The 22,904-nt window shown below is 72.1% G+C and carries 19 protein-coding genes and 2 rRNA genes; 13 read left to right on the top strand and 8 right to left on the bottom strand.

The annotated features are described in order from the left end of the window. The 3 genes from FJ694_RS22340 to FJ694_RS22330 all read left to right on the top strand — a co-directional run. A 23S ribosomal RNA gene (locus FJ694_RS22340) occupies positions 1 to 91 on the top strand; the annotation flags it as partial. Positions 92 to 222: 131 nt separating this feature from the next. Further along, positions 223 to 335, top strand: a 5S ribosomal RNA gene (gene rrf, locus FJ694_RS22335). A gap of 289 nt (positions 336 to 624) precedes the next feature. Further along, positions 625 to 1,488 (top strand): PEP-CTERM sorting domain-containing protein, encoded by an 864-nt coding sequence (locus tag FJ694_RS22330; protein WP_157269533.1) that lies wholly within the window; start codon positions 625 to 627, stop codon positions 1,486 to 1,488. Between the two features lie 37 nt (positions 1,489 to 1,525). Here FJ694_RS22330 and mdeB read toward each other — a convergent pair whose 3' ends face one another. Further along, on the bottom strand, positions 1,526 to 4,243 hold the full coding sequence (mdeB, locus tag FJ694_RS22325) for an alpha-ketoglutarate dehydrogenase (RefSeq protein WP_157269532.1): 2,718 nt from the start codon (positions 4,241 to 4,243) through the stop codon (positions 1,526 to 1,528). A 119-nt stretch (positions 4,244 to 4,362) separates the two neighbouring features. Between mdeB and FJ694_RS22320 the strand changes: the two genes are divergently transcribed. Continuing rightward, positions 4,363 to 4,830 (top strand): Lrp/AsnC family transcriptional regulator, encoded by a 468-nt coding sequence (locus FJ694_RS22320; protein WP_157269531.1) that lies wholly within the window; start codon positions 4,363 to 4,365, stop codon positions 4,828 to 4,830. Positions 4,831 to 4,900: 70 nt separating this feature from the next. Here FJ694_RS22320 and FJ694_RS22315 read toward each other — a convergent pair whose 3' ends face one another. Next, complete coding sequence (locus tag FJ694_RS22315) at positions 4,901 to 5,869, bottom strand: Bug family tripartite tricarboxylate transporter substrate binding protein (protein ID WP_157269530.1); 969 nt, start codon at positions 5,867 to 5,869, stop codon at positions 4,901 to 4,903. Positions 5,870 to 6,162: 293 nt separating this feature from the next. Here FJ694_RS22315 and FJ694_RS22310 point away from each other — a divergent pair, with 293 nt between their 5' ends. Then, positions 6,163 to 7,092 carry a hypothetical protein gene (locus FJ694_RS22310; protein WP_157269529.1) on the top strand — a complete coding sequence of 310 codons (930 nt, stop codon included), beginning with the start codon at positions 6,163 to 6,165 and terminating at the stop codon, positions 7,090 to 7,092. A gap of 92 nt (positions 7,093 to 7,184) precedes the next feature. Beyond that, positions 7,185 to 7,502, top strand: coding sequence for a hypothetical protein (locus FJ694_RS22305; RefSeq protein ID WP_157269528.1), 318 nt, complete (start codon positions 7,185 to 7,187; stop codon positions 7,500 to 7,502). A gap of 24 nt (positions 7,503 to 7,526) precedes the next feature. Here the strand turns inward: FJ694_RS22305 and FJ694_RS22300 are convergent, their stop codons facing one another. After that, positions 7,527 to 8,489, bottom strand: coding sequence for a rhodanese-like domain-containing protein (locus tag FJ694_RS22300; protein ID WP_157269527.1), 963 nt, complete (start codon positions 8,487 to 8,489; stop codon positions 7,527 to 7,529). 271 nt (positions 8,490 to 8,760) lie between these two features. Here FJ694_RS22300 and FJ694_RS22290 point away from each other — a divergent pair, with 271 nt between their 5' ends. After that, the gene (locus FJ694_RS22290) at positions 8,761 to 9,123 is read left to right on the top strand and encodes a BrnA antitoxin family protein (protein WP_157269526.1); all 363 of its coding nucleotides are present in this window, start codon (positions 8,761 to 8,763) and stop codon (positions 9,121 to 9,123) included. A gap of 37 nt (positions 9,124 to 9,160) precedes the next feature. Here the strand turns inward: FJ694_RS22290 and FJ694_RS22285 are convergent, their stop codons facing one another. From FJ694_RS22285 to FJ694_RS22275, 3 genes are read right to left on the bottom strand one after another with little or no spacing between them, the layout of a single operon-like run. Continuing rightward, entirely contained in the window at positions 9,161 to 10,195 is a 1,035-nt protein-coding gene (locus FJ694_RS22285) for a Zn-dependent oxidoreductase (RefSeq protein WP_157269525.1), read from the bottom strand. Between the two features lie 19 nt (positions 10,196 to 10,214). Beyond that, positions 10,215 to 11,423: a D-mannonate dehydratase ManD gene (manD, locus tag FJ694_RS22280; protein ID WP_157269524.1), complete on the bottom strand. Its 1,209-nt coding sequence runs from the start codon at positions 11,421 to 11,423 to the stop codon at positions 10,215 to 10,217. A gap of 24 nt (positions 11,424 to 11,447) precedes the next feature. Then, on the bottom strand, positions 11,448 to 12,176 hold the full coding sequence (locus FJ694_RS22275; RefSeq protein ID WP_157269523.1) for a GntR family transcriptional regulator: 729 nt from the start codon (positions 12,174 to 12,176) through the stop codon (positions 11,448 to 11,450). Between the two features lie 144 nt (positions 12,177 to 12,320). Between FJ694_RS22275 and FJ694_RS22270 the strand changes: the two genes are divergently transcribed. Together FJ694_RS22270 and FJ694_RS22265 are read left to right on the top strand one after the other, a co-directional pair. Beyond that, entirely contained in the window at positions 12,321 to 13,793 is a 1,473-nt protein-coding gene (locus tag FJ694_RS22270; RefSeq protein WP_232540172.1) for a mannitol dehydrogenase family protein, read from the top strand. Between the two features lie 80 nt (positions 13,794 to 13,873). Next, on the top strand, positions 13,874 to 15,763 hold the full coding sequence (locus FJ694_RS22265; RefSeq protein WP_157269521.1) for a TRAP transporter large permease: 1,890 nt from the start codon (positions 13,874 to 13,876) through the stop codon (positions 15,761 to 15,763). A gap of 205 nt (positions 15,764 to 15,968) precedes the next feature. Here FJ694_RS22265 and FJ694_RS22260 read toward each other — a convergent pair whose 3' ends face one another. Beyond that, on the bottom strand, positions 15,969 to 16,160 hold the full coding sequence (locus tag FJ694_RS22260) for a hypothetical protein (protein WP_157269520.1): 192 nt from the start codon (positions 16,158 to 16,160) through the stop codon (positions 15,969 to 15,971). Positions 16,161 to 16,434: 274 nt separating this feature from the next. On the opposite strand from FJ694_RS22260, the gene FJ694_RS22255 reads away from it, so the two are divergent. Then, on the top strand, positions 16,435 to 16,980 hold the full coding sequence (locus FJ694_RS22255) for a hypothetical protein (protein WP_157269519.1): 546 nt from the start codon (positions 16,435 to 16,437) through the stop codon (positions 16,978 to 16,980). Between the two features lie 16 nt (positions 16,981 to 16,996). Here FJ694_RS22255 and FJ694_RS22250 read toward each other — a convergent pair whose 3' ends face one another. Continuing rightward, positions 16,997 to 18,535, bottom strand: coding sequence for a sigma 54-interacting transcriptional regulator (locus tag FJ694_RS22250; RefSeq protein WP_157269518.1), 1,539 nt, complete (start codon positions 18,533 to 18,535; stop codon positions 16,997 to 16,999). Positions 18,536 to 18,810: 275 nt separating this feature from the next. Between FJ694_RS22250 and FJ694_RS22245 the strand changes: the two genes are divergently transcribed. The 3 genes from FJ694_RS22245 (at position 18,811) to alr (ending at position 22,879) form a co-directional block, all read left to right on the top strand. Then, positions 18,811 to 20,106 (top strand): D-amino acid dehydrogenase, encoded by a 1,296-nt coding sequence (locus tag FJ694_RS22245; RefSeq protein WP_157269517.1) that lies wholly within the window; start codon positions 18,811 to 18,813, stop codon positions 20,104 to 20,106. Positions 20,107 to 20,351: 245 nt separating this feature from the next. Beyond that, complete coding sequence (locus FJ694_RS22240) at positions 20,352 to 21,743, top strand: alanine/glycine:cation symporter family protein (protein ID WP_157269516.1); 1,392 nt, start codon at positions 20,352 to 20,354, stop codon at positions 21,741 to 21,743. After that, complete coding sequence (gene alr, locus FJ694_RS22235; protein ID WP_157269515.1) at positions 21,740 to 22,879, top strand: alanine racemase; 1,140 nt, start codon at positions 21,740 to 21,742, stop codon at positions 22,877 to 22,879. The genes FJ694_RS22240 and alr overlap by 4 nt, the downstream gene beginning before the upstream one ends. Positions 22,880 to 22,904: the final 25 nt, after the last annotated feature.

Raw genomic sequence — 22,904 nt, 5'->3', positions numbered from 1 at the left:
TCGTTCGAGACCAGGACGTTGATAGGCTGGGTGTGGAAGCACGGTGACGTGTTAAGCTGACCAGTACTAATTGCCCGTGAGGCTTGACCCTATAACTTTGACCAAGCGGTCAAAGACACAGTATTCAAGTTGTTCGCCAAGACGGCGACGCAATCAATAAAGCTGATAGACTCTGTGAATTGGTCTGGTTGCTAGAAACAGCAGCCAGACGACAAGTTCAAGCCTGATGACCATAGCGAGGTGGTCCCACCCCTTCCCATCCCGAACAGGACCGTGAAACACCTCAGCGCCGATGATAGTGCGGATTCCCGTGTGAAAGTAGGACATCGTCAGGCTAATATCCCGGCAAACGCCCCGACCAACATTTGGTCGGGGCGTTTTGCTTTGCGGGCTTCAATATTCGCCGGCATGCAGGCCATGCCAGCGCGCTCCCCCGCCAGGGGGATGGCGCCGCCGCCCGGGATGGGCCCTCGGATGCCGCCCACCGGCACAACGCTTACCGCGTGATTCGCCTCGGTGTCGGCCATCGGGCGTGCAATGCAGGCCGCCGGTGCGCCGCCCGGCCGCTGCGTCCTGCAGCTCCGCTGTCCTGCGGCGCCACTGGTTACGCCTGCGGAGGTCTTCATGACGCGCTGCCTTGCACCACTTCACCGCGGCATCGGCGCCACGCTGCTCGGCCTGGCCCTAAGCGGGCCCGCGCTCGCCGCCGCGCCGCTGTTCTTCGACGACTTCGACACCCTGCCGGGCAATGCCTATCAGGCCGTGATGCCGGACGCGCCCTGGCGCTACCAGGCTCGCTTCAGCACCGCGACCTACGTGGGCGCGTCGCAGGCCCGCCTGGAGCAGCTCGACGGTGCCAGCGTGCTGCGCCTGAATGACCGCATCGACAGCCAGCAGCGCAAGGGCTGGAGCAGCACGCAGGTGTTCGACACCTCCCGGGGGCTGCGCCTGGAAGCCCGCTTCAACACCCTGACGCAGTCCTTCCAGACCGGCATCGACGAGTTGCTGACCATCTGGCTCATCGACGCCGGCAACCAGGACCGCTGGGACTTCGTCGGCCTGAGCGCGCCCAGCTTCGGCGCCGACCGCATCTTCACCTCGATGAGCAGCCTCAACGGCGATGGTCTCGACACCCGCGCCGGCTGGCGGAACAACACCTGGTACCGCCTGGTGCTGCAGGCCACGCCCCAGGGCCACGTCAGCGCGGCGCTCCTGGCCGACGATGGCCGCACCCGGCTGATGAGCGCCGACCTGGGCCACACGCTGGCCGATTACGGCGCCGGCGTGCGCCTGGGCTTCAGCCAGTCGATGGGCCAGCCCGGCTTCCCGGCGCCCACGGACAGCGCCCTGGACTACCTGCGCCTCACCACCGCGGCCGCCGTCCCGGAGCCCGCAACCCTGGCGCTGTTCCTGGCCGGCGGGGCGCTGCTCGGGGGCACGGTCGCCCGACGCAGGGCGCGGCGTGGCACCGTGTCCTCGCACAGCTGAGCGTCATCCGCCCATCCGCCGCGGCGGCGCAGGGCGCTCAGCCGTTCCAGGGCGCCGCCACCTCGGTGGCGATGCCGTAGCGCCCGATCGCCGCCGCGCAGTCCGCCGCGTCCACGCGTCCCTGCGCCCGCAGCGCGGTCAAGGCGGCCAGCACGATCTGGTGCCGGTCCACCTCGAAGAAGCCGCGCAGCGCGGCGCGCGTGTCGCTGCGCCCGAAGCCGTCCGTCCCCAGCACGGTGACCGGCGCCTGCACGTAGGGTAGCGCCAGCTGCGGCCAGGCGCGCACGTAGTCGCTGGCGGCGATCACCGGCGCCTCGCCCGACAGGCTCGCCTGCACGTGGCTTGCGCGCGGCGCCTCGGTGGGGTGCAGCCGGTTCCAGCGCTCCACCTCGCGCGCCTCGCGCGCCAGCTCGCTGAAGCTGGTGGCGCTCCAGATCTCGCTCTCCACGCCCCAGTCCCGCGCCAGCAGCTCCGCCGCGGCGATGGCCTCGCGCAGGATCGCGCCCGAGCCCACCAGCCGCACCGTGCCGCGCGCCGTGCCGCCTTCGGGTGAGCGTTCGCCGAAACGGTACAGGCCGCGGATCACGTCACCTTCCACGCCCGGCGGCAGCGAGGGCTGCGCATAGTTCTCGTTCATCAGCGTGACGTAGTGGAAGACGTCCTGCTGCTCTTCGAGCATCTGGCGCATGCCGTGGTCCAGGATCACGGCGAACTCGCCCGCGAAGCACGGGTCCCAGGCACGGCAGTTCGGAATCTGCGCCGCCTGCAGCACGCTGGTGCCGTCCTGGTGCTGCAGGCCCTCGCCGCCGAGCGTCGTGCGCCCGGCCGTGGCGCCCAGCAGGAAGCCGCGGGCGCGCTGGTCGGCGGCGGCCCAGATCTGGTCGCCGATGCGCTGGAAGCCGAACATCGAGTAGTAGATGTAGAAGGGCAGCATCGCCTGGCCGTGCACCGAGTAGCTCGTGGCCGCCGCGGTCCAGCTGGCGATCGCGCCGGCCTCGCTGATGCCTTCCTCCAGGATCTGCCCGTCTCGCGCCTCGCGGTAGCTCATCAGCGAGCCGATGTCCTCGGGCTCGTAGCTCTGCCCGTCGAAGGCGTAGATGCCGACCTGCCTGAACAGGTTGGCCATGCCGAAGGTGCGCGCCTCGTCGGCCACGATCGGCACCACGCGCGGCCCCAGCTGCCCGTCGCGCAGCAGCGTGCCCAGCATGCGCACGAAGGCCATGGTGGTGCTCATCTCCTTGCCCTCGGCCTGCAGCGCGAACTGGCCGTACTGCGCCAGCGCCGGCACGGGCACCGCGGCCGCCTGGCTGCGGCGGCTGGGGATCGGGCCGCCCAGCGCCGCGCGCCGGGCGTGCAGGTAGCGCATCTCCGGGCTGTCGTGCGCCGGCCTCACGAACTCCAGCCGCGCCGCCGCGTCGTCGCTCAGCGGCAGGTCGAAGCGGTTGCGGAAGGCCACCAGGTCCTCGCGCTCCAGCTTCTTCTGCTGGTGCGTGGTCATGCGGCCCTGGCCGGCTTCGCCCATCCCGTAGCCCTTCTTGGTCTGGGCCAGGATCACGGTCGGCTGCCCGGCCGTGCGCACCGCCGCGTGGTAGGCGGCGTGGATCTTCACCAGGTCGTGGCCGCCGCGCTTGAGCTTGTCGATCTGGTCGTCGGTCAGGCCCTGGGCCAGTGCCGCCAGGCGCGGGTCCTGGCCGAAGAAATGCTCGCGGTTGTAGCGCCCGTCCTTGGCCGCGAAGGTCTGCAGCTGGCCGTCCACGGTGCGGGAGAAGACCTCGGCCAGCGCGCCTTCGGTGTCGCGGGCGAACAGGCCGTCCCAGTCCGAGCCCCAGATCAGCTTGATCACGCGCCAGCCGGCGCCGGCGAACAGCGCCTCCAGCTCGTCGATGATGCGGCCGTTGCCGCGCACCGGGCCGTCCAGGCGCTGCAGGTTGCAGTTCACGACCCAGACCAGGTTGTCCAGCTTCTCGCGCGCCGCCAGCGTGAGCGCGCTCATGCTCTCCGGCTCGTCCATCTCGCCGTCGCCGAACACGCCCCAGACCTTGCGGGCGCTGGTGTCGAGCAGGCCCCGGTGCGTCAGATAGCGCATGAAGCGCGCCTGGTAGATCGAGCTGATCGGCCCCAGGCCCATGGAGCCGGTCGGGAACTGCCAGAAGTCCGGCATCAGCCACGGGTGCGGATAGCTGGACAGGCCGCGCGCCCCGCTGCCGCTGCGTGCCGCGGTGATCTCCTGGCGGTAGTGCGCGAGGTCGTCCTCGGTCAGGCGCCCTTCCAGGAAGGCGCGCGCGTACACGCCCGGCGCCGAGTGCGGCTGGTAGAACACCAGGTCGCCGCCGCCGGCTTCGCCGCCGGCGCGGAAGAAATGGTTGAAGCCGACCTCGAACAGGTCCGCCGCGCTGGCGTAGCTGGCAATGTGGCCGCCCAGTTCGCCGTAGGCCTGGTTGGCGCGCACCACCATGGCCAGCGCGTTCCAGCGCATCAGCGACGCCAGCCGCTCCTCCAGCGCCAGGTCGCCCGGGAAGGGCGGCTGCTGCGCGGCGGGGATGGTGTTGACGTACGGCGTGCCGCGCTGGGGGCTCCAGCCCACCGCCGGGTCGCGCGCGGCGGTGGCCAGCATGTCCATGATCTGCCGCACCCGCGCCGGCCCGGCGGCCTGCAGCAGCGACTGCAGCGCGTCGCGCCACTCGGCGCTTTCCTGCGGGTCGGGGTCGGCGGCCACCGCGGCGGCCAGGTGCTGGTGGATCTTGTGGTCGCTCATGCCCGGGTCTCCTGTTCAGGCCAGTGTAGGAAGCCGCCCACGGCACGATGCGCTGAAAATGCTGCCCTGTTTGACACCACGCGGCACAAAATGCCGCTGAATCAGCCAGGGGAAGTGGAATGGAGCTCGATGCGGTCGATCTGCGGATTCTTCACGAGCTGCAGCGCGATGCCGGCCTCTCCAACGTGGCCTTGGCGCAGCGGGTGCACCTCTCGCCCTCGCCCTGCCTGGCGCGGGTGAAGGCACTGCACGCGCGCGGCGTGATCCGGCAGTACGTGGCGCTGCTCGACGCCAAGCGGCTCGGCCTGGACCTGAACGTGTTCATCTCCGTGAGCCTCAAGCACCAGACGCGCGCGGCGCTGGAGGCTTTCGAGGCGCAGGTCTGCGCCCGCGAGGAGGTGATGGAGTGCTATCTGATGTCCGGCGACGAGGATTACCTGCTGCGCGTGGCGCTGCCCGACATCCCGGCGCTGGAGCGCTTCATCCTCGAACAGCTCTCGCCCATGGCCGAGGTGTCCAAGATCCGCTCCAGCTTCGCGCTCAAGCAGGTGCGCTACAAGACGGCGCTGCCGCTGGGGAAGGGGTGACGAAGATTGCAGTCCCCATGAAAAAACGGGCCTCCCGGGCCCGTTTTCTCCAGGTTGGTTGCAACCGCGATCAATCGATCGTCGCCCCCGACTCCTTCACGATCTTCGCCCACTGCGGCAGCTCGGTCTTGATCTGCGCGGCGAACTGCTCGGGTGTGCTCCTGAAGGGCTCGCAGCCCACCGCCGCGAGCTTCTCCTTCACGTCGGGCGCCTCCAGCGCCTTGGCCACCTGCGCCTGCAACTGGTTCACCACCGCCTTGGGCGTGCCCGCCGGGGCGAAGAAGCCATACCAGGGCGTCGAGCCGAAACCCTTGAGCGTCTCGCCGACGGTGGGCACGTCGGGCAGCGCGGCCACGCGCTTCTCGTTGACCACGCCCAGCACCTTGAGCTTGCCGGACTTGATGAAGGCGATCGACGACGGCAGGCTCTGCACCGACAGCTGCACCTGGCCGCCGACCAGGTCCGTCACCGCGGCCGAGGCGCCCTTGTAGGGCACGTGCATCAGCTCGATGCCGGCGGCCTTCTGCAGCATCTCGCCGATCAGGTGGTTCAGCGTGCCGTTGCCGGCCGAGGCGATGGCGATCTTGCCGGGCTGCTTCTTCGCCACGGCGATCAGCTCGGACACGTTCTTCGCCGGGAAGTCGTTGTTGGCCACCAGCGCGTAGCCGGCGGTGGCCACGGGCGTGATCGGCTCGAAGTCCTTGACCGGGTCGAAGCCCGGGTTCTTGTACAGCGACGGGTTGATGACGTGCGCGCTGCTCACGGACAGCAGCAGCGTGTAGCCGTCGGGCTTGCCCTTGGCGGCCGCGACGGTGCCCAGGTTGCCGCCGGCGCCGGGGCGGTTGTCGATGATGAACTGCTGCCCGGTCTGCTCGGCAAGCTTCTGCCCCACGATGCGCGCGATGGCGTCGTTGGCGCCGCCCGGGGCCTGCGGCACCACCACGGTGACCGGCCTGCCCGGGTACTTGTCTTCCGCCAGGGCGGGGCCGGTACTGGCAGCGGCGAGCACCAGCAGGGCGGCGCGGCGCGTGAACTTCATGGCTTGTCTCCTTCGGTCTGTGGATGCCGGGCGCGCGGATTCTGCGCAGGGGCGCCGCGGCGCGGAATGACCGGCACGCGAGCCGAGCTTTCGCGGCTCGCGAAAGCGGCAGCGGGCGTTTCCGGCAATTCCGCACTTGCCAGGCGCCCGGGAGGCCCGGGTGGTCCAGCGGGCCGGCAAGCGCCGCGCCACGGGCCCGCTTTTCACCGGATCGGGCCGCCGCGCGCGCGGCTAGCATCGCCGCCGACCCAGAAACAACGGTCCCGGCGCAGCGGGCCAGGCGAGCAGGAACGATGAACGAGCAGCAAGTCCGGACCCGGCGGCGGGCGATCCGGGGCAGGGAGGGAAAGGCCACCGTCGCCATGGCGCTGGGGCTGGCACTGGCGCTTGCAGCGGGCCTGGAAGCGCTGGCGACGGTGGCCGGGCTGGCGCTGGGCCGGCCGGGCTGGCAGCGCGGCTGGCTGGATGGTGTGCTGGTCGGCCATGCGCTGCCCGGCAGCCCGCTGTGGCGCGAGCTGGCGGCGCTGGCCGCCGCCTCGTTCCTGCTGTGCCTGTGGCCGGCGCGGCGCATGGCGCCCACGCTGCTGGCGCGCTACGACGGTGCGGCGCTGCGCGTGGCGCCGCCCGGCGGGCCGGTGCCGGCATGGCAGGAGGACGCCGGCCAGCCGGCGCAGCGCGGCGCCTGGGCGGGGCTGGAGCGCTGGTGCGCGGACGCCACCGCGCCGGGTGCCTTGCCGCGCCTGGGCGTGGCCGTGCTCACCGGCGGCAGCGGCGCGCAGCAGTCGGCCCTGGCCGAAGCCTTCAGCCGCCACATCGACGGCACGGTGCGGCTGGAAGCGATGGGCCGGCTTGCGGGCCTGGCCTGGCGGCTGCGAATCAAGCTGGACGAAGCCCGCTGGTGGCGGGCGCTGCCACCCGGCTCGCCCTGGGACGCCGGCTACCTGCCGCTGAGCGGCGCCGAGCTGGCGCCGCTGGCCGCCTTCCAGCCGCGCCGCGCGACGCTGATCGTGGCCGACGGGCTGCATCCGGCCCTGCTGGCGCAGGCGCTGGCCGCGCTGGAGGCCGGCGCCGCCGGCTTCGCGCACCCGGTGCGGCTGCTGGTGCTGGCCGACCGGCCCGAAGGCTTGCCGGCGCTGGCGCCGGGAGCGAGCACCGAAGCGAACCGCCGCGGCGCGCGGCGCGTGCCGGCCGAGGTGCCGGTGTTCGAGCTGCAGGCGGCCTGAGCCCGGCGGCCCCGGGACGGGCAGCGCCCGGGCGCCGCGGCATGGTGGTTGCCTGGAGGCCGGCATCCCACTCCTTCGACCGGTGACGCGCCATGCCCGACCCCGAAGCCCAAGTGCCCAGCCTGGATGCCCTCATGGCCGCCACGCTGGCGCTGATGACCCGCTGGGCCGATCCCGTGCCCCAGTCCTGCCCGGAGCAGACGCGCCGCATGCGCTCGCTGCTGGCGCGCAAGATCGTCTCGAACCTCTTCTTCCTGCAGCACCACCCCGCCATGGGCGAGCAGATGGGCCTGATCGTGGCCAACGCGCACCGCTGCTGGCAGGGCATGGCGCAGGGCGACGAAGCGGCCGCGGACGTGGCGGCCGCCGCGGTGGCGCCGGTGCCGGCGCGCGGCGGCCTGCTGCATTGACGGCCGGGGCCGGGCCCCGGGACTTCAGCGCGCCGCCGAGGCCGGCGCCGCCGGCCCGTCGTCGAGCGCGGCCTCGTGCGCGGCGAACCAGGCATCCAGCCCGCCCGCGAGCGGCCGCACGTTGATGAAGCCCTTGTCCTGCAGCACCCGCGCCGCCTGCGCGGCGGAGACGTCATTGGGGCAGTTGCAGTAGACGACGATGTCGCGCTCGCGGTGCAGCTCGCCGGCCAGCGCCGCCACGGCGGCGAGCTCGACGTGGCGCGCACCCGGGATGCGGCGCGCGTCGATGTCCAGGCTGGAAGCCGGGCGCACGTCCACCACCAGCGGCGGTGCCTCGCCGGCCAGCAGCGCGCGCAGCTCGGCCACGCCCACGCGCGGCATGGCGGCGTCGCGCAGCGCACGGCGGCGGCGCCAGAAGCGCCAGGCCAGCAGCAGCGCCAGCGCGCCCAGCAGCGCGAACAGCGCCTGCGTGCCGGCCGCGGCCATCAGCGCCAGCACCTGCTCGATCTGCCGGCTGAACACCAGGCCCAGGCCGAGAAAGACGCCGCTCCACAGCGCGCCGCCCAGCAGCTCGAACAGCAGGAAGGTGCGCCAGGGCATGTCCAGCGCGCCGGCCATGGGCGCGGCCACCAGCGACACGCCGGGCACGAACTTGGCGGCCACCAGCGAGCTGCCGCCCCAGCGGCCGATGAGCAGCTCGCTGCGGCGCACGCAGGAGTCCGGCGACAGCGACACGCGGCACAGCAGCCGCATCACGCGGTGGCCGTAATGGCGTCCGCCCACGAACCACACCGCGTCGCCGGCGATGTTGGCCAGCACCGCGGCGACCAGCGCCGCGCCCAGCGAGAAGCTGCCCGCCGCGGCCAGCCCGCCGGCCACCACCAGCAGCGGCGCCGCCGGCACCGGCGCGCCCACGCGCGCGGCCAGCGTGACCGCGAACACCAGCAGCACGCCGTGCCGCAACAGCAACTCGACCAGGGCGTTCATGCCGGGCAGGGTAGGCGCGGGCGACGCGCCTTGCAGCAGTGGGCGCTTTCATACCGGTTCGTTCCAGCCAGTGCAACAACGAGCGGCTGGCCCTGATTCAGCCAGCCAGCCGGATTTGGAATCAGCGTGTCGTCCGGGATCGGGCCTGGCCGTGCACAAGCGGGGTGCCTGGTCTGCCTGTCGGACACTCCTGTACTCGTGTTCACCCTGCGCGACACGGTGGTACGCATCATCAGCCTGCGCAGGGCCAATTCCAGAGAGGTCAGACGCTATGCCCAAGACCATTAAGACCCGATCGGGACGAGTGCTGGAGCTGCCCTCTCCCGAGGAGGACGCCGCCATTGACGCAGGCATCGCGGCCGACCCCGACAGCCCGGAACTGGACGACGAGTGGTTCAGGCAGGCCCGCCCGGCCAAGGAAGTGCTGCCGCCCGATGCGTACGGGGATCTGGTGGCCGTCAGCAAGCGCCGCCCTGGACAGCGAGGCCCGCAGAAGGCGCCGCGCAAGCTGGCCGTGACCGTGCGCTACGACCCCGAGGTCATCGAGGCCTTCCGTGCCGGTGGCGAAGGCTGGCAAACGCGCATGAACGAGGCACTCAAGGACTGGTTGAAGACGCACCCGCAGGCCCGCTGAGGCCGTCCGGTCCGGTGCGCGCCTGTCCATCACCCCCTCAACCCTCCGCGCCGAAGTCCAGCAGCACCTTGCAGCTCTGCGTCGGGCGCTCCTGCGCCAGCGCGAAGGCGCCGGCCACGTCGCGGAAGTCCACCTCGTGCGTGACGATGTGGCCGGGGTCCACCAGCCCGCGCGCGATCCAGTCGATCACGGTCGGGAACATGGCGCAGTTCAGGCGCGAGGCGTGCAGCGACAGCTCCTTCTTCGTCAGCTCCTGCTGCGGGATGGCCGAGGGCACGGCCGAGAAGCCCAGGATGCCGATGCGCGCCGCCGGCGCGGCGATGCGCACCGCCTCCTCCAGGATGGCGGGGTGGCACACCGCGTCATAGATCAGCGTCGGGCCGCCCTCGACGCCGCGGCTTCGCAGCGCCTGCTCGATCGGCTCGCGCGCGGTGTTGATGACCTCGTCCTCGCCCGCGCCGCAGCCGCGCGCCAGCGCCAGCCGCTCGTCCACGTGGTCGGTGACGAAGGCACGCACGCCGTAGACCTTCTTGAGCACCTGCACCAGGTTCAGCCCGATCGGGCCGGCGCCGTAGACCAGCGCCACGTCCTCCTGGAGCACGCCGGTGCGGTGCGTGACGTTGGCGGCCACGGCGAAGGGCTCGATCACGGACGCGGCCGACAGCGGCAGGCCCTCGGGAATGACGTGGGCATTGCCTTCGGGCACCACCGCGTACTCGCTGAAGCCGCCGTCGCGGTGCACGCCCAGCACCTGCAGCCGGGCGCAGACGTTGGGACGGCCGACGCGGCAGGCCCAGCAGTGGCCGCAGCTGATGACGGGATCGACCGCCACCGTCTGCCCGAGGCGCGCGGCGCTCACGCCCGCGCCCACGGCGTCGATGCGGCCGACGAACTCGTGGCCGATGACGCGCGGGTAGGCCACGAACGGGTTCTTGCCGTGATAGATGTGCAGGTCCGAGCCGCAGATGCCCGCGTAGCGCACGCGCACGCGCACCTCGCCCGCGGCGGGCTCCGGCGTGGGCCGCTCCTGCACGGCCATGCGATGGGGTTGCTCGACGACGACGCTCAGCATTGAGGGCTCCTTTCGGTTTTCACCAGTTCCACATCGAGCCGTCGCGCAGCCGCGCCACGGGCAGGTAGGCGCGCTCGTAGGGATACCTGGCGGCCAGCGCCTCGTCGATGTCCACGCCCAGCCCCGGCACCTCGTCCATGACCAGCTGGCCGTCCTCGAAGCGATAGCTGTGCGGGAACACCGCGTCGGTGAGCGCGTCGTGCGGCATCAGCTCCTGGATGCCGAAGTTCGGCGCCCACAGGCCGAAATTCACGGCCGCGGCCATGCACACCGGCGACAGGTCGGTGGCGCCGTGGAAGCCGGTGCGCACCTGGTACAGCGCGGCGTAGTCGGCGATGCGGCGCACGTGCGTGATGCCGCCGGCATGCACGATGGTGGCGCGGATGTAGTCCACCAGCTGCTCGCGGATCAGGTCCTTGCAGTCCCAGATCGAGTTGAAGACCTCGCCCACGGCCAGCGGCGTGGTGGTGTGCTGGCGGATAAGGCGGAAGGCCTCCTGGTTCTCCGCGGGCGTGGCGTCTTCCAGCCAGAACAGGCGGTACGGTTCCAGGTCCTTGCCCAGGCGGCCGGCCTCGATGGGAGTGAGGCGGTGGTGCGCGTCGTGCAGCAGGTGCACGTCGAAGCCCACGGCCTCGCGCACCTTGCGGAACAGCTCCGGCGTGTGCCGCAGGTACAGCGCCGTGTCCCAGGCCTCCTCGACGGGCAGGCCCTTTTGCGCCGGCTCGTACTGCCCTGCGGCCTTGCCCACGCCGTACACCTTCTCCAGCCCCGGCACGCCCGACTGCACGCGGATGGCCTTGTAGCCCTGCTCGACGTGGCGCTGCACCTCCTCGACCGCCTCGGCATGGTCTCTTCCCGTGGCGTGGCCGTAGACCATCAGGCCCTCGCGGCTCTTGCCGCCCAGCAGCCGGTACACCGGCATGCCGGCGAGCTTGCCCAGGATGTCCCACAGCGCCATGTCGATGGCGGCGATGGCCGTCATCGTCACCGGGCCGCGGCGCCAGTAGGCGCCGCGGTAGAGGTACTGCCAGATGTCCTCGATGTTGCGCGGGTCGCGCCCGACCAGGCAGGGGAAGACGTGGTCCTCCAGGTACGACTTCACGGCCAGCTCGCGGCCGTTGAGCGTGGCGTCGCCCAGGCCGTGCACGCCCGCGTCGGTCACGATCTTCACCGTCACGAAGTTCCTGCCGGGGCAGGTGACGATGGTCTGCAGCCTCTCGATCTTCACTGCGGGCCTTCCAGTCCTGGTTGATCAGTCAATGAAAAAATCCGGCGCGCGCCCGCGCACCTGCTGCAGGTGGCCACCGACGCGGTCGATGTGCGCGGCCACCGTCGCGCCCAGCCGCGCCACGTCGCGCGCGGCCAGCTGGGCCAGGATCTGCCCGTGCTCGGCCAGGGCGTGCCGGGCGTGGTCGGCGACGTGGTCCAGCAGCAGCCAGCGCACGCGGTCGAACTGGCGCTTCATCGGCTGCAGCATCGCCCACACCTGCGCGCGGGCGGCAAACTCGAACAGCCGCCGGTGCATCAGCTCGTCCAGGCGGAAGAACTCGTCCACCCCGCCCGAGTCCACCGCGCGGCGCTGCGCTTCCAGGAGGGTTGCGAGCTCATCGAGCTGCGCCGGCGTGATGGTGGACGCCAGCTGCACGTGGTTGGCGCACTCCAGCGTGCTGCGCGCGAAGCGCGCCTGCTCCAGCAGCCCCACCGGTATCGGCGCCACCACCGTGCCCACCTTGCGGTAGATCAGCACCAGCTGCTCCTCGGCCAGCTGCGCCAGCGCCTCGCGCACCGGCGTGCGGCTGACCTGCAGCGTGCCGGCGATGGTCGCCTCCGACAGCCCGGTGCGCGGCGGCAGCGTGCCGCGCACGACCGCGTCGCGCAGGTGCCGGTGCACCTGCTGCGTGTACGAGCGCTCCGGGTCGAGCCGCCAGCCGCTGAGCGCGGCCACCAGCACGGCGTCGGAACCGGCAAGGGGACGAGGCATCGTGTTCACTGTCCTACCATGGTAGGTTGGCCGGCAGCCTCGCAAGATTCGGGTTTGTGCGCTGGAACCAAACAGGCGGGCTTCATACACTGCGCCGGGCCTGCCATGGCAGAAACCGTTTTCCATTGTTGTCCCGGACCCGCCGTGAGTCTGTTGAACCTGCAGTCCCTGAACGACCTTCCCGCCGGCGTCCGGCGCCCGCGCCACGACCGGGCGGCACTGCGCGGCGGCATCGTGCACCTGGGCCTGGGCGCCTTCGCCCGCGCGCACCTGGCGCTCTACACCGAGGCGGCGCTGGCCACGGGCGACGCGCGCTGGGGCATCGTCGGCGTGAGCCTGCGCGCCTCGCGCCAGAGCACGCTGCTGTCGGCGCAGGACGGGCTGTTTTCCGTCACCGAGCGCCATGCCGACACGGCGCGCACCCGCGTGGTCGGCGCGCTGCTTGAAGCGCTGTACGCGCCCGCGGCGCTGGAGCGCGTGCTGGGCGCCATCGCCGACCCCGGCGTGGCCATCGTCACCAGCACCGTCACGGAAAAGGGCTACAGCCAGCACCCGGCCGGCGGCGAGCTCGACCTGGACGACCCCGACATCCGCCACGACCTGGCCCGCCCCGACGCGCCGCGCAGCACGCTGGGCGTGCTGGCCGCGGGCATCCGCCGCCGCCCGGCGAATGCGCCGCTGACGGTGGTGTGCTGCGACAACATGGCCGCCAACGGCGACACGCTGCGCCGGCTGCTGGCGCAGTACGCGCGGCAGCTCGATGCCGGCCTGGCCGCGCGCATCGAGCACGACATCGGCTTCCCCAACACCATGGTGGACCGCATCGTGCCCGCGGCGACGCCGGCGTCGCTGGACGAGGCGCAGGCGCGGCTGGGCGGCGTGCGCGACGAAGGGGCGATCGTGTGCGAGCCCTTCACGCAGTGGGTGATCGAGGACCGCTTCACCGGCCCGCGCCCGGCCTGGGAGCTGGGCGGCGCGCTCTTCACCGCCGACGTGCGCCCGTACCAGGCCATGAAGCTGCGCCTGCTCAACGGCACCCATTCGGCCATCGCCTACCTGGGCCAGCTGCGCGGGCTGCAGACCGTGGCCGACGCCATGGCCGATCCGCTGCTGGGCGCCTTCGCCCGCGCGCTGATGACGCAGGACCTGCTCGCCACCGTGGCCGTGCCGCCGGGCTACGACGCGCGCGCCTACTGCGTCGAGCTGCTGCACCGCTTCGAAAACCCGGCGCTGGGCCACCGCACGCAGCAGATCGCCATGGACGGCACGCAGAAGGTGCCGGTGCGCTGGCTGCCGCCCTTGCGCGAGAGCCTGGCCGCGGGCATCGAGCGCCCGTTCCTGGAGCGCGCGCTGGCGGCCTGGCTGCACTACCTGGCCGCCGGGCGCGACGACGCCGGCGCCGAAGTCGTGATCAGCGACCCCGGTGCCGCGCCGCTGGCGCAGCGGCTGCGCGAGGCGCGCGGCGAGCACGACGCCGTGGCCGCGGCGCTGGGCCTTGCCAGCGTGTTCGGCCGCGAGCCGTGGCCCGAGGTCTTCGCGCAGCGCGTGGCCGCGCACCTGGCGCTGCTGCGCCGCGGCGGCACGGCCGCGCTGCTGGCGCCGACCTCACGGCGCTGACGCGGGCCGCGCGGGCCCCGCGTGCCGGCGCAGGGCCTGCCCCGACAATCCGGCCGTTTCCCCTCTCCGACTCCCGCCCCATGTCCACCCACGCCAGTCCCACCTCGGCGGTCGCCAGCGACAACGTCGAGGTGCCGCCGCCCGCCACAGCCGCCGCCAGCCGCGTGCTGTCCAAATGGATGGTGCCGCTCGAAGGCATCGCCGCGCTGCTGATGGCCGTCATCGTCACGCTGCTGCTCAGCGGCGTGGTCTCGCGCTACGTGCTGTCGCGGCCCATCGACTGGATCGACGAGGCCGTCTCCATCGCCTTCATCTGGCTGGCCATGATCGGCGCGGCCATCGCGCTGCACCGCAACGAGCACCTGCGCCTGACGCTGTTCCTGGACATGCTCGCGCCGCGCGCGCGGGAGTTCGTGCACGCCTTCGCGCTGGTGGCCGTGGCGGCGGTGCTGCTGGCGCTGCTCGGGCCGGCCTACGAATATGCCGAGGCCGAGACCTTCGTGACCACGCCCTCGCTGGGCATCGCCAACGCCTGGCGCGTCGCCTCCATCGGCTTCGGCGTGGCGGTGATGCTGGCGCTGGTGCTGGCCTACGCGGCACGCACGGTGTCGCGCGGCGCGCTGCTGGGCGCGGCGGCGCTGGTGGGCGTGGCCGCGGCGCTGTGCCAGGCGTTGTCCCCGCAACTGTCCGAGCTGGGGCTGGTGAACATCGCCATCTTCCTGGTCGGCGTGGTGGGGCTGTGCCTGGTGGCGGGCGTGCCCATCGCCTTCTGCTTCGGGCTGGGCGTGATCTCCTTCCTCGCCTTCACCACGCAGGTGCCGCTGCTGGTGGTGGTGGGGCGCATGGACGAGGGCATGTCCAGCCTCGTGCTGGTGTCGGTGCCGGTGTTCGTGCTGCTGGGCTGCGTGCTCGACGCCACCGGCATGGGCAAGGCGATCGTGGACTTCCTGGGCTCGCTCATCGGCCACGTCAAGGCCGGCATGTCCTACGTGCTGCTGGGCTCGCTCTTCATCGTCTCGGGCATCTCCGGCTCCAAGGTGTCGGACATGGCCACCGTGGCGCCGGCGCTGTTCCCGGAGATGAAGCGCCGCGGCCACCAGCCGCGCGAGATGATCGCGCTGCTGGCCACCGGCGCGGCCATGGCCGACACGGTGCCGCCGAGCATCGTGCTGATCGTGCTGGGCTCGGTGGCGGGGGTGTCCATCGCCGGGCTGTTCCAGAGCGGCTTCGTGGTGGCGATGGTGCTGCTGGCGGCGCTGCTGGTGCTGGCACGCTGGAAGGCGCGCCACGAGCATGCCGAGGGTGCGCGCCGCGCGCCGCTGCGCCTGGTGGCGCGGCTGCTGCTCATCGCCGCGCCGGCGCTGGCGCTGCCGTTCCTGATCCGCAGCGCCGTGGGCGGCGGCGTGGCCACGGCCACCGAGGTGTCCACCATCGCCGTGCTCTACGCGCTGCTGGTGGGGCAGGTGCTCTACGGCGGCATCGGCCTCAGGCGGCTGTACGCGATGCTGGTGGAGACGGCTGCGCTCAGCGGCGCGATCCTGCTGATCCTGGGCACGGCCTCGGCCATGGCCTGGGCCATCACGCAAAGCGGCGTGGTGCAGCAGCTGTCGCAGTTCCTGACCACGCTGCCCGGCGGCTGGATCGCCTTCATGGGCGTGACCATCGTCGTCTTCCTGGTGCTGGGCTGCCTGCTGGAGGGGCTGCCCGCGGTGCTGCTGCTCGCGCCCATCGTGTTCCCGATCGCCAGGAAACTGGGCATCAACGACGTGCACTACGCGATGGTGGTCGTCACGGCCATGAACGTGGGCCTGATGATGCCGCCCATCGGCGTGGGCTTCTACGTGGCCTGCCGCATCGGCGATGCCAAGCCCGACGACGTGATGGGCGCGATCTGGCCATACCTGGCCGCGCTGCTGGTGGGCGTGGTCGTCATCGCCGCGGTGCCGGCAATCTCGACCTTCGCGCTCTGAGCGCCACGGCGGCCCGCGCGGCCGCCGTCTCCAATCGTTGTTATGTCAACCATGCGCCGGAGCCCGGCGGATGGCGCGCATCAAGCGAAGAAGCGCCGCGGGACGGGCGTGTCCCGCGGCGCTTCGTTCATTGGGGAGCCTGCCGCCGGCCTTCCCGGCCTCCCCGTTGCTGTTCATCCCACCGGCGCGGCCGGTGGGCGGTGGCTCAATGCCGGTCGCAGTGGCGGTACAGGGCGGTGGGCTGGCCGTCGGTGTAGCGCTCGCGCAGGGCGAAAATCTCGTGGCGGGCCTGGGCCAGCGTGACCTCGCCGCGCGCGGCGCGGCGTTCGAGGTCGGCGATCGCCTTTTCGTATTCGGGATGTGGGCCGTCGCAGCAGCCGCGGGTGCTCAAGGTCATGTCCATCACTTCGATAAGGCAGGAATTCGGGAGATGGCCTGGGCCATGCGTGGGCGCCGTTGACACACCGGAATGTGTCGTGGTGGAGCCCATAAGCAAGCCATGTTCCAGCCAGTCTGGGCGTCATCGTACGAGCCGGGCCGGCACGCGTCGCGGCGGATTTCCCTGACTTGACGGCAATTGAATGCAGAAGATTTCACGTTCCCACCCTGCGGAAACGCCGCGCCCTTCCCTGTCCACCCTCGCGAAGCTACCGGCCCGGCTGAAGAAATGCGTGTACGGGTTGTCAATGCTGCGCTCCACGCTGTGTTCCCTGGAGGAGCAACTTGCCCTGGCGCGCGACAGGGTGATGGCCTGCGACACGGTGCCGCGCAAGCAGTTCGCACCCGTCCACCAGGCCCTGGACGCGGCCATCGACCACGTGAAAGGCATGGTCAATGAGCGGGGCGTCGAGGCGCTGGCGCTGGCCGAGGCGCATTTCGCCCGGGTGGGCCTGGTGCCCGGCGCGGTGGTGGACCTGAGCTATCCGCTCTACGGCTCGCGCCTGGACGCGGCCTTCGACGAGGACCGCATCCCGCGCCGGCTGGCCCGCGCCACGCTCAAGGTCGAGGGTTTCACGGTGGAGCACGTGCGCGGCCCCGCCGAGGTGGTGCTGGGCGTGAGCGGGCGCGTGGTGCACGAGGGCAAGCCGGGCAAGGAGGTGCTGACCTGCCCGCTGCACCCCGGCTGCGCCTTCGAGCTGCTCAAGCCGGCGCCGGCCCGGCTGGCGTTGCCGGCGCCGTCCCCGAAGCCGGCCGAGGACGGGCCGGAGGCGGACTGACCGGCCTCGCGCCGGCTCAGGCCGCGCCGCCGATGCCGTGCTTGCGCAGCCGCTGCGCGATGGCGGAATGCGAGGTCTTCAGCCGCTGCGCCAGCTTGCGCGTGGACGGGTACTGCGGGTGCAGCCGCTGCAGCAGCGCCTTCTCGAACGCGTCCACGGCGGCTTCGAGCGAATCGACCTCCGCTTCCGCGCCCGGCGTGGCACCCGTGTCCACCCCCGCCTCGGCGCCGGCCAGCTCCAGGTCACCCACGTCGATTTGCGCCGCTTCGCTCATGGTCACGGCGCGGAAGATCACGTTCTGCAGCTGGCGCAGGTTGCCCGGCCAGGGATTCGCCTGCAGCGCGGCGCGCGCGGCGGACGTGAGCCGCGCCAGCGGCCGCCCGGCCTGGGCGCAGGCGCGGGCCAGGAACACCTCGGCCAGCGGCACGATGTCCTCGGCGCGCTCGCGCAGCGGCGGCACCTGCAGGTGCAGCACGTCCAGGCGGAACAGCAGGTCCTGCCGGAAGCTGCCCGCGGCCACCATCTGCTCCAGCGCGCGGTGCGTGGCGCTGACGATGCGCACGTCGGCCTTGAGCTCGCGGTCGCCGCCCACGCGCCGGAAGCTGCCGTCGTTGAGGAAGCGCAGCAGCTTGGCCTGCAGGTACGGCGACATCTCGCCGACTTCGTCGAGGAACACCGTGCCGCCATCGGCCAGCTCCAGCAGCCCGGGCTTGCCGCCGCGCAAGGCGCCCGTGAACGCGCCCGGCGCGTAGCCGAAGAGCTCGCTCTCGGCCAGGCTCTCCGGCAGCGCCGCGCAGTTCAGCGCGAAGAAGGGCTGCCCTCGGCGCCGGCTGCCGGCGTGGCAGGCATGCGCCAGCAGCTCCTTGCCGGTGCCGGTCTCGCCGTGGATGAGCAGCGGCGCGTCCACCTGCGCCATGCGCGCCGCGCGCTGCTTGAGCTGCCGGATGGCGGGCGATTCGCCCAGGATCGCCTCGAAGCCGCCGGCGCTGTAGTTGCGCAGCGCACTCAACCGCTCGCCCAGCCGGTGCGGCGCGTGCAGGGTCAGCACCGCGCCGGCGACCGTGCCGCCGTCCTCCTGCAGCGCCACGCTCTCGGCCAGGAAGGGCTCGCCGTTGAACAGCACCTCGCCCGTGGGCAGCCGGGCGTCGCCCAGGGCCAGCGCCGCGTCGCCCATGAGCGCCCGCAGCGACGACCCGACCAGCCGCTGCTCCGGCAGCCCGCTGGCCGCGACGGCCGCGGCGTTGGCCACGACGATGACGCCCTGCGCGTCCACGGCCAGCACCGGGTCCTCCATCGAGGCCATCAGCGCGTCCAAGTACAGCCGGCGCCGCGCGCCGGGCAGGATGGCCAGCTCGCGCACCGACTCCACCCCGGAGATGCCCAGCAGCGCGCCGCGCAGCTCCTCCAGCCCGGTGGCGTCCAGCGCCGGCGCCTCGATGTAGACGTGCGGCGGCTCGACCTCCACCGCCGACACGTTCAGCGCCCGTCGCGCCAGCTGGGCCAGGATCTCCTGCGCGATGCCGACCCGGTCGGCGATGACGACGTCGATGCGCATGCTGTGGGGCGCCGGAACGCCGTAATGAAATCGCGACAGTGTACGGATTTCGCTACGGCGACGCCAAGTTGTTGCTGGTCAAGGCTTTAGGGGCGCGGCGTGATCTGCGTCACGTTCCGGCTGTATTGATTTCAATACGACACCGTGCTGCGCAGCATGCCTTGAACTCACCCAACCCGTTGATTTGAAAGAGGTTTCTTCTCCTGGCACAGCGGTTGCAATGAGGGTGGAGACGCGCGCCGCCGGGGCGCGCCTTCGAACCAAGCGAGATCGACATGAAGGTGATGGTGCTGGGCAGTGGTGTGATCGGGACCTCGGTGGCGTATTACCTCGCCCGTGCCGGTCACGAGGTGACGGTGATCGACCGCCAGCCCGGCCCCGGGCTGGAGACGAGCTTCGCCAACGCCGGCGAGGTCTCGCCGGGCTATTCCGCGCCCTGGGCCGGGCCGGGCGTGCCGCTCAAGGCCATCAAGTGGCTGCTGATGCACCACCGGCCGCTGGTGATCAAGCCCTCGCTGGACCCGGCCCTGCTGCGCTGGATGGGCGCGATGCTGGCCAACTGCACCGAGGCCGCCTACCGCCGCAACAAGAGCCGCATGGTGCGCCTGGCCGAGTACAGCCGCGACTGCCTGCGCGCGCTGCGCGCCGAGACCGGCATCCGCTACGACGAGCGCGCGCAAGGCACGCTGCAGCTGTTCCGCACCCAGAAGCAGCTCGACGCCACGGCCAACGACATCGAGATCCTGAAAGCTTACGGCGTGCCCTTCGAGCTGCTGGACCGCGCCGGCTTCGTGGCCGTCGAGCCCGGGCTGGCCGCGACCCAGGAGAAGTTCGTGGGCGCGCTGCGCCTGCCCGGCGACGAGACCGGCGACTGCTTCAAGTTCACGCAGGCGCTGGCCGGCATGGCGCAGGCGCTGGGCGTGCAGTTCCGCTTCGGCGTGGACATCCAGGGCCTGGACAGCGCCGGCGGGCGCATCACCGGCGTGCGCACCGCCGCAGGCGTGCTGCGCGCCGACCGCTACGTGGTGGCGCTGGGCAGCTACTCGCCGCGGCTGCTGGCGCCGCTGGGCCTGGACCTGCCGGTGTACCCGGTCAAGGGCTACTCCATCACCGTGCCGATCACCGACCCGTCCGGCGCGCCCGAGTCCACCGTGATGGACGAGACGCACAAGGTGGCCGTGACGCGGCTGGGCGACCGCATCCGCGTCGGCGGCACGGCGCAGCTCTCGGGCTTCGACCTGGGCCTGTCGGAGGCGCGGCGGCGCACGCTGGAGTTCGTGGTCAGCGACCTGTTCCCGCGCGGCGGCGACGTGGCGCGCGCCGAGTTCTGGACCGGGCTGCGCCCGATGACGCCGGACGGCACGCCGGTGGTCGGCGGCACGTCGCTCGACAACCTGTTCCTGAGCACCGGCCACGGCACGCTGGGCTGGACCATGGCCGCGGGCACCGGCCGCGTCATGGCCGACCTGATCAGCGGGCGCGAGCCCGAGATCAGCATGGAAGGCCTGGGCCTCGAACGCTACGGCCGCAACGCGCGCCGCGTGCACGTGCCCACGGCGCAGCCGGCGTAAGGACGCCCGCGCCACCCCCCTTTCAAGAGCGCGGCCGAGAGGCTCACGAGAAGCCTCCGGCCGCGCGGCACCCGACCTGACCGGCGCCGCCTCCCGCATCCCTTGCGGGCTGCGGGTCGGCTCGGTTGCGGGTGCAACTTGATGCCGCCATGTGCTGGCGGCCCCCTCGCCTGCGCCTGTCGTCCCGCCCCACCGTGGCGGGCGCGGCGCGGCGGGGTCCTTGCGACAACCTGGAGACATTTCCCGTGGAAAAACTCACCGCCGTGGTCACGGCGATCAACGACTTCGTCTGGGGCCCGCCCATGCTGGTGCTGATCCTGGGCACCGGCCTGTTCCTGCAGTTGCGCCTGAAACTGCTGCCGCTGCGCCGCATCGGCACGGCTTTCCGGGTGGTGTGGCGCGGGCGCCGCCCGGCCGAAGGCGCCGCCGGCGAGATCAGCCCCTGGGCCGCGCTGATGACGGCGCTGGCCGCCACCGTGGGCATCGGCAACATCGCCGGCGTGGCCACGGCCATTGCCATCGGCGGCCCCGGCGCGCTGTTCTGGATGTGGGTGACGGCGCTGGTGGGCATGGCCACCAAGTACGCCGAGGTGCTGCTGGCGGTGCATTTCCGCGAGACCGACGCCCGCGGCGAGCAGGTCGGCGGGCCGATGTACGCCATCAGGAACGGCCTGGGCCCGCGCTGGCGCTGGCTGGGCGCGGCCTTCGCCGTCTTCGGCGGCGTGGCCGGCTTCGGCATCGGCAACATGGTGCAGTCCAACAGCATCGCCGAGGTCATGAGCAGCAGCTTCGGCGTCTCGCCCTGGGCCTCGGGCCTGGTGATGACGCTGGGCACCGGCTTCGTGCTGCTGGGCGGCGTCAAGCGCATCGGCGCGGTGGCCGAGAAGCTCGTGCCGTTCATGTGCGTGGGCTACGTGCTGGTGTCGCTGCTGGTGCTGGGCCTGTACGCGCAGGAGATCCCGGCCGCCTTCGGCCTGATCTTCCACCACGCCTTCAACCCCACCGCGGCGGCCGGCGGCTTCGCCGGGGCGGGCGTGATGATGGCCCTGCGCTACGGCGTGGCGCGCGGCATCTTCTCCAACGAGGCGGGCCTGGGCACCGCCGGCATCGCGCAGGCGGCAGGGCGCTCGCGCCACGCGGCCGAGTCCGGGCTCATCGGCATGATGGGCACCTTCATCGACACCCTCGTCGTCTGCACCATGACCGGGCTGGTGCTCATCGTCACCGGCGCCTGGAGCAGCGGCCTCAAGGGCGCGGTGCTGACCTCCACCGCCTTCGAGACCGCCCTGCCCGGCTTCGGCGCGCACTTCCTGGCCGTGGCCATCGTGGTCTTCGCCTACACCACCATCCTGGGCTGGGCCTACTACGGCGAGAAGTGCTGGGCCTACCTGGTCGGCACCGCGGCGGAAGTGCCCTACCGCCTGGCCTGGACCGGCTTCGTGCTGGTCGGCGCGGTCACGCACCTGGACTTCGTGTGGCTGGTGGCGGATACGCTCAACGCCTTCATGGCCTTCCCCAACCTGGTGTCGCTGGTGCTGCTGGCGCCGGTGGTGCGGCAGGTGACGCGCGACTACTTCGAGCGCCAGGGCGTGCCGGCGCGGTTCGTGGGCGGGCGCGCCGCGGAGTCGGCGCAATGAGCGGCACCGCCACCGCCGCGGGCTTCCCGCCCGGCAGCGCCGGCGCGCTGCTGAGCATCGACCTGGGCGCCATCGCCGAGAACTGGCGCAGCCTGCAGGCCGCCGTCGGCAAGGCGGCGTGCGCCGCGGTGCTCAAGGCCGACGCCTACGGCCTGGGCGCGGCGCGCGTGGCGCCGGCGCTGGCCGCGGCGGGCTGCCGCCGCTTCTTCGTCGCGCACCTCGACGAGGCGCTGGCCCTGAAGCCGCTGCTGCCCGCGTCGGCCACGCTGACCGTGCTGCATGGGCCGACGCCGGGGGCGGAAGCCGAGTTCGCGGCCCGCGGCATCCAGCCCGTGCTCAACGGCCGCGCGCAGGTCGACGCCTGGAGCGCGCTGGCGCGGCGGCTGGACCGCGAGCTGCCCGCCTTCGTGCAGGTGGACAGCGGCATGGCGCGGCTGGGCCTGTCGCCCACGGAGCTGCGCGCGCTGGCGGCGGACCCGCGGGCGCTGGCCGGCATCCGCGTCGCGGGCGTGATGAGCCACCTGGCCTGCGCCGACGATCCCGGACACCCGGCCAACCGCGAGCAGCTGGAACGCTTCCGCGCCGCGCGGCGCCTGCTGCCGCCGGCCCCGGCGAGCTTCGCCAACTCCTCGGCCATCTTCCTGGGCGAAGACTTTCATTTCGACTTGGTGCGCCCGGGCGCGGCGCTCTACGGGCTGGCGCCGCAGGCGGGCATGCCCAACCCGATGCGCCCGGTGGTGAGCCTGCAGGCCCGGGTGATCCAGTGCCGTGAGATCGAGGCCGGCGCGCCGGTGGGCTATGGCTTCGCCTGGCGCAGCGCGCAGCCCTCGCGCATCGCCACGGTGTCGGTGGGCTATGCCGACGGCTGGCTGCGGTCGTTGTGCAACCGCGGCGCGGCCTGGTTCGACGGCACGCTGCTGCCGCTGGCCGGGCGCGTGTCCATGGACACCATCACGCTCGACGCCAGCGCGCTGCCCGAAGGCGCGCTGCGGCCGGGCACGCTGGTGGAGCTGATCGGCAAGCACCAGGACGTGGACGCCGTGGCGGCGCGGGCCGGCACCATCGGCTACGAGATCCTGACCAGCCTGGGCGCGCGCTATGCGCGGCGTTACCTGGAGGCACCCGCCACGGCCTGACCCGGCGCCGGGACGCCGGGTATCC

It is taken from the genome of Azohydromonas aeria (genome assembly GCF_009760915.1).
GTDB lineage: Bacteria > Pseudomonadota > Gammaproteobacteria > Burkholderiales > Burkholderiaceae_C > Azohydromonas > Azohydromonas aeria.
The sequence above is the reverse complement of the archived record's forward strand: the minus strand, read 5'-3'. Positions and strand labels throughout refer to the sequence as shown.

Bases quoted from the DNA above. Each gene is read 5' to 3' on its own strand.
- FJ694_RS22330 (WP_157269533.1), top strand. From the start codon at position 625: ATGACGCGCTGCCTTGCACCACTTCACCGCGGCATCGGCGCCACGCTG.
- mdeB (WP_157269532.1), bottom strand. From the start codon at position 4,243: ATGAGCGACCACAAGATCCACCAGCACCTGGCCGCCGCGGTGGCCGCC.
- FJ694_RS22320 (WP_157269531.1), top strand. From the start codon at position 4,363: ATGGAGCTCGATGCGGTCGATCTGCGGATTCTTCACGAGCTGCAGCGC.
- FJ694_RS22315 (WP_157269530.1), bottom strand. From the start codon at position 5,869: ATGAAGTTCACGCGCCGCGCCGCCCTGCTGGTGCTCGCCGCTGCCAGT.
- FJ694_RS22310 (WP_157269529.1), top strand. From the start codon at position 6,163: ATGAACGAGCAGCAAGTCCGGACCCGGCGGCGGGCGATCCGGGGCAGG.
- FJ694_RS22305 (WP_157269528.1), top strand. From the start codon at position 7,185: ATGCCCGACCCCGAAGCCCAAGTGCCCAGCCTGGATGCCCTCATGGCC.
- FJ694_RS22300 (WP_157269527.1), bottom strand. From the start codon at position 8,489: ATGAACGCCCTGGTCGAGTTGCTGTTGCGGCACGGCGTGCTGCTGGTG.
- FJ694_RS22290 (WP_157269526.1), top strand. From the start codon at position 8,761: ATGCCCAAGACCATTAAGACCCGATCGGGACGAGTGCTGGAGCTGCCC.
- FJ694_RS22285 (WP_157269525.1), bottom strand. From the start codon at position 10,195: ATGCTGAGCGTCGTCGTCGAGCAACCCCATCGCATGGCCGTGCAGGAG.
- FJ694_RS22275 (WP_157269523.1), bottom strand. From the start codon at position 12,176: ATGCCTCGTCCCCTTGCCGGTTCCGACGCCGTGCTGGTGGCCGCGCTC.
- FJ694_RS22265 (WP_157269521.1), top strand. From the start codon at position 13,874: ATGTCCACCCACGCCAGTCCCACCTCGGCGGTCGCCAGCGACAACGTC.
- FJ694_RS22260 (WP_157269520.1), bottom strand. From the start codon at position 16,160: ATGACCTTGAGCACCCGCGGCTGCTGCGACGGCCCACATCCCGAATAC.
- FJ694_RS22250 (WP_157269518.1), bottom strand. From the start codon at position 18,535: ATGCGCATCGACGTCGTCATCGCCGACCGGGTCGGCATCGCGCAGGAG.
- FJ694_RS22245 (WP_157269517.1), top strand. From the start codon at position 18,811: ATGAAGGTGATGGTGCTGGGCAGTGGTGTGATCGGGACCTCGGTGGCG.
- alr (WP_157269515.1), top strand. From the start codon at position 21,740: ATGAGCGGCACCGCCACCGCCGCGGGCTTCCCGCCCGGCAGCGCCGGC.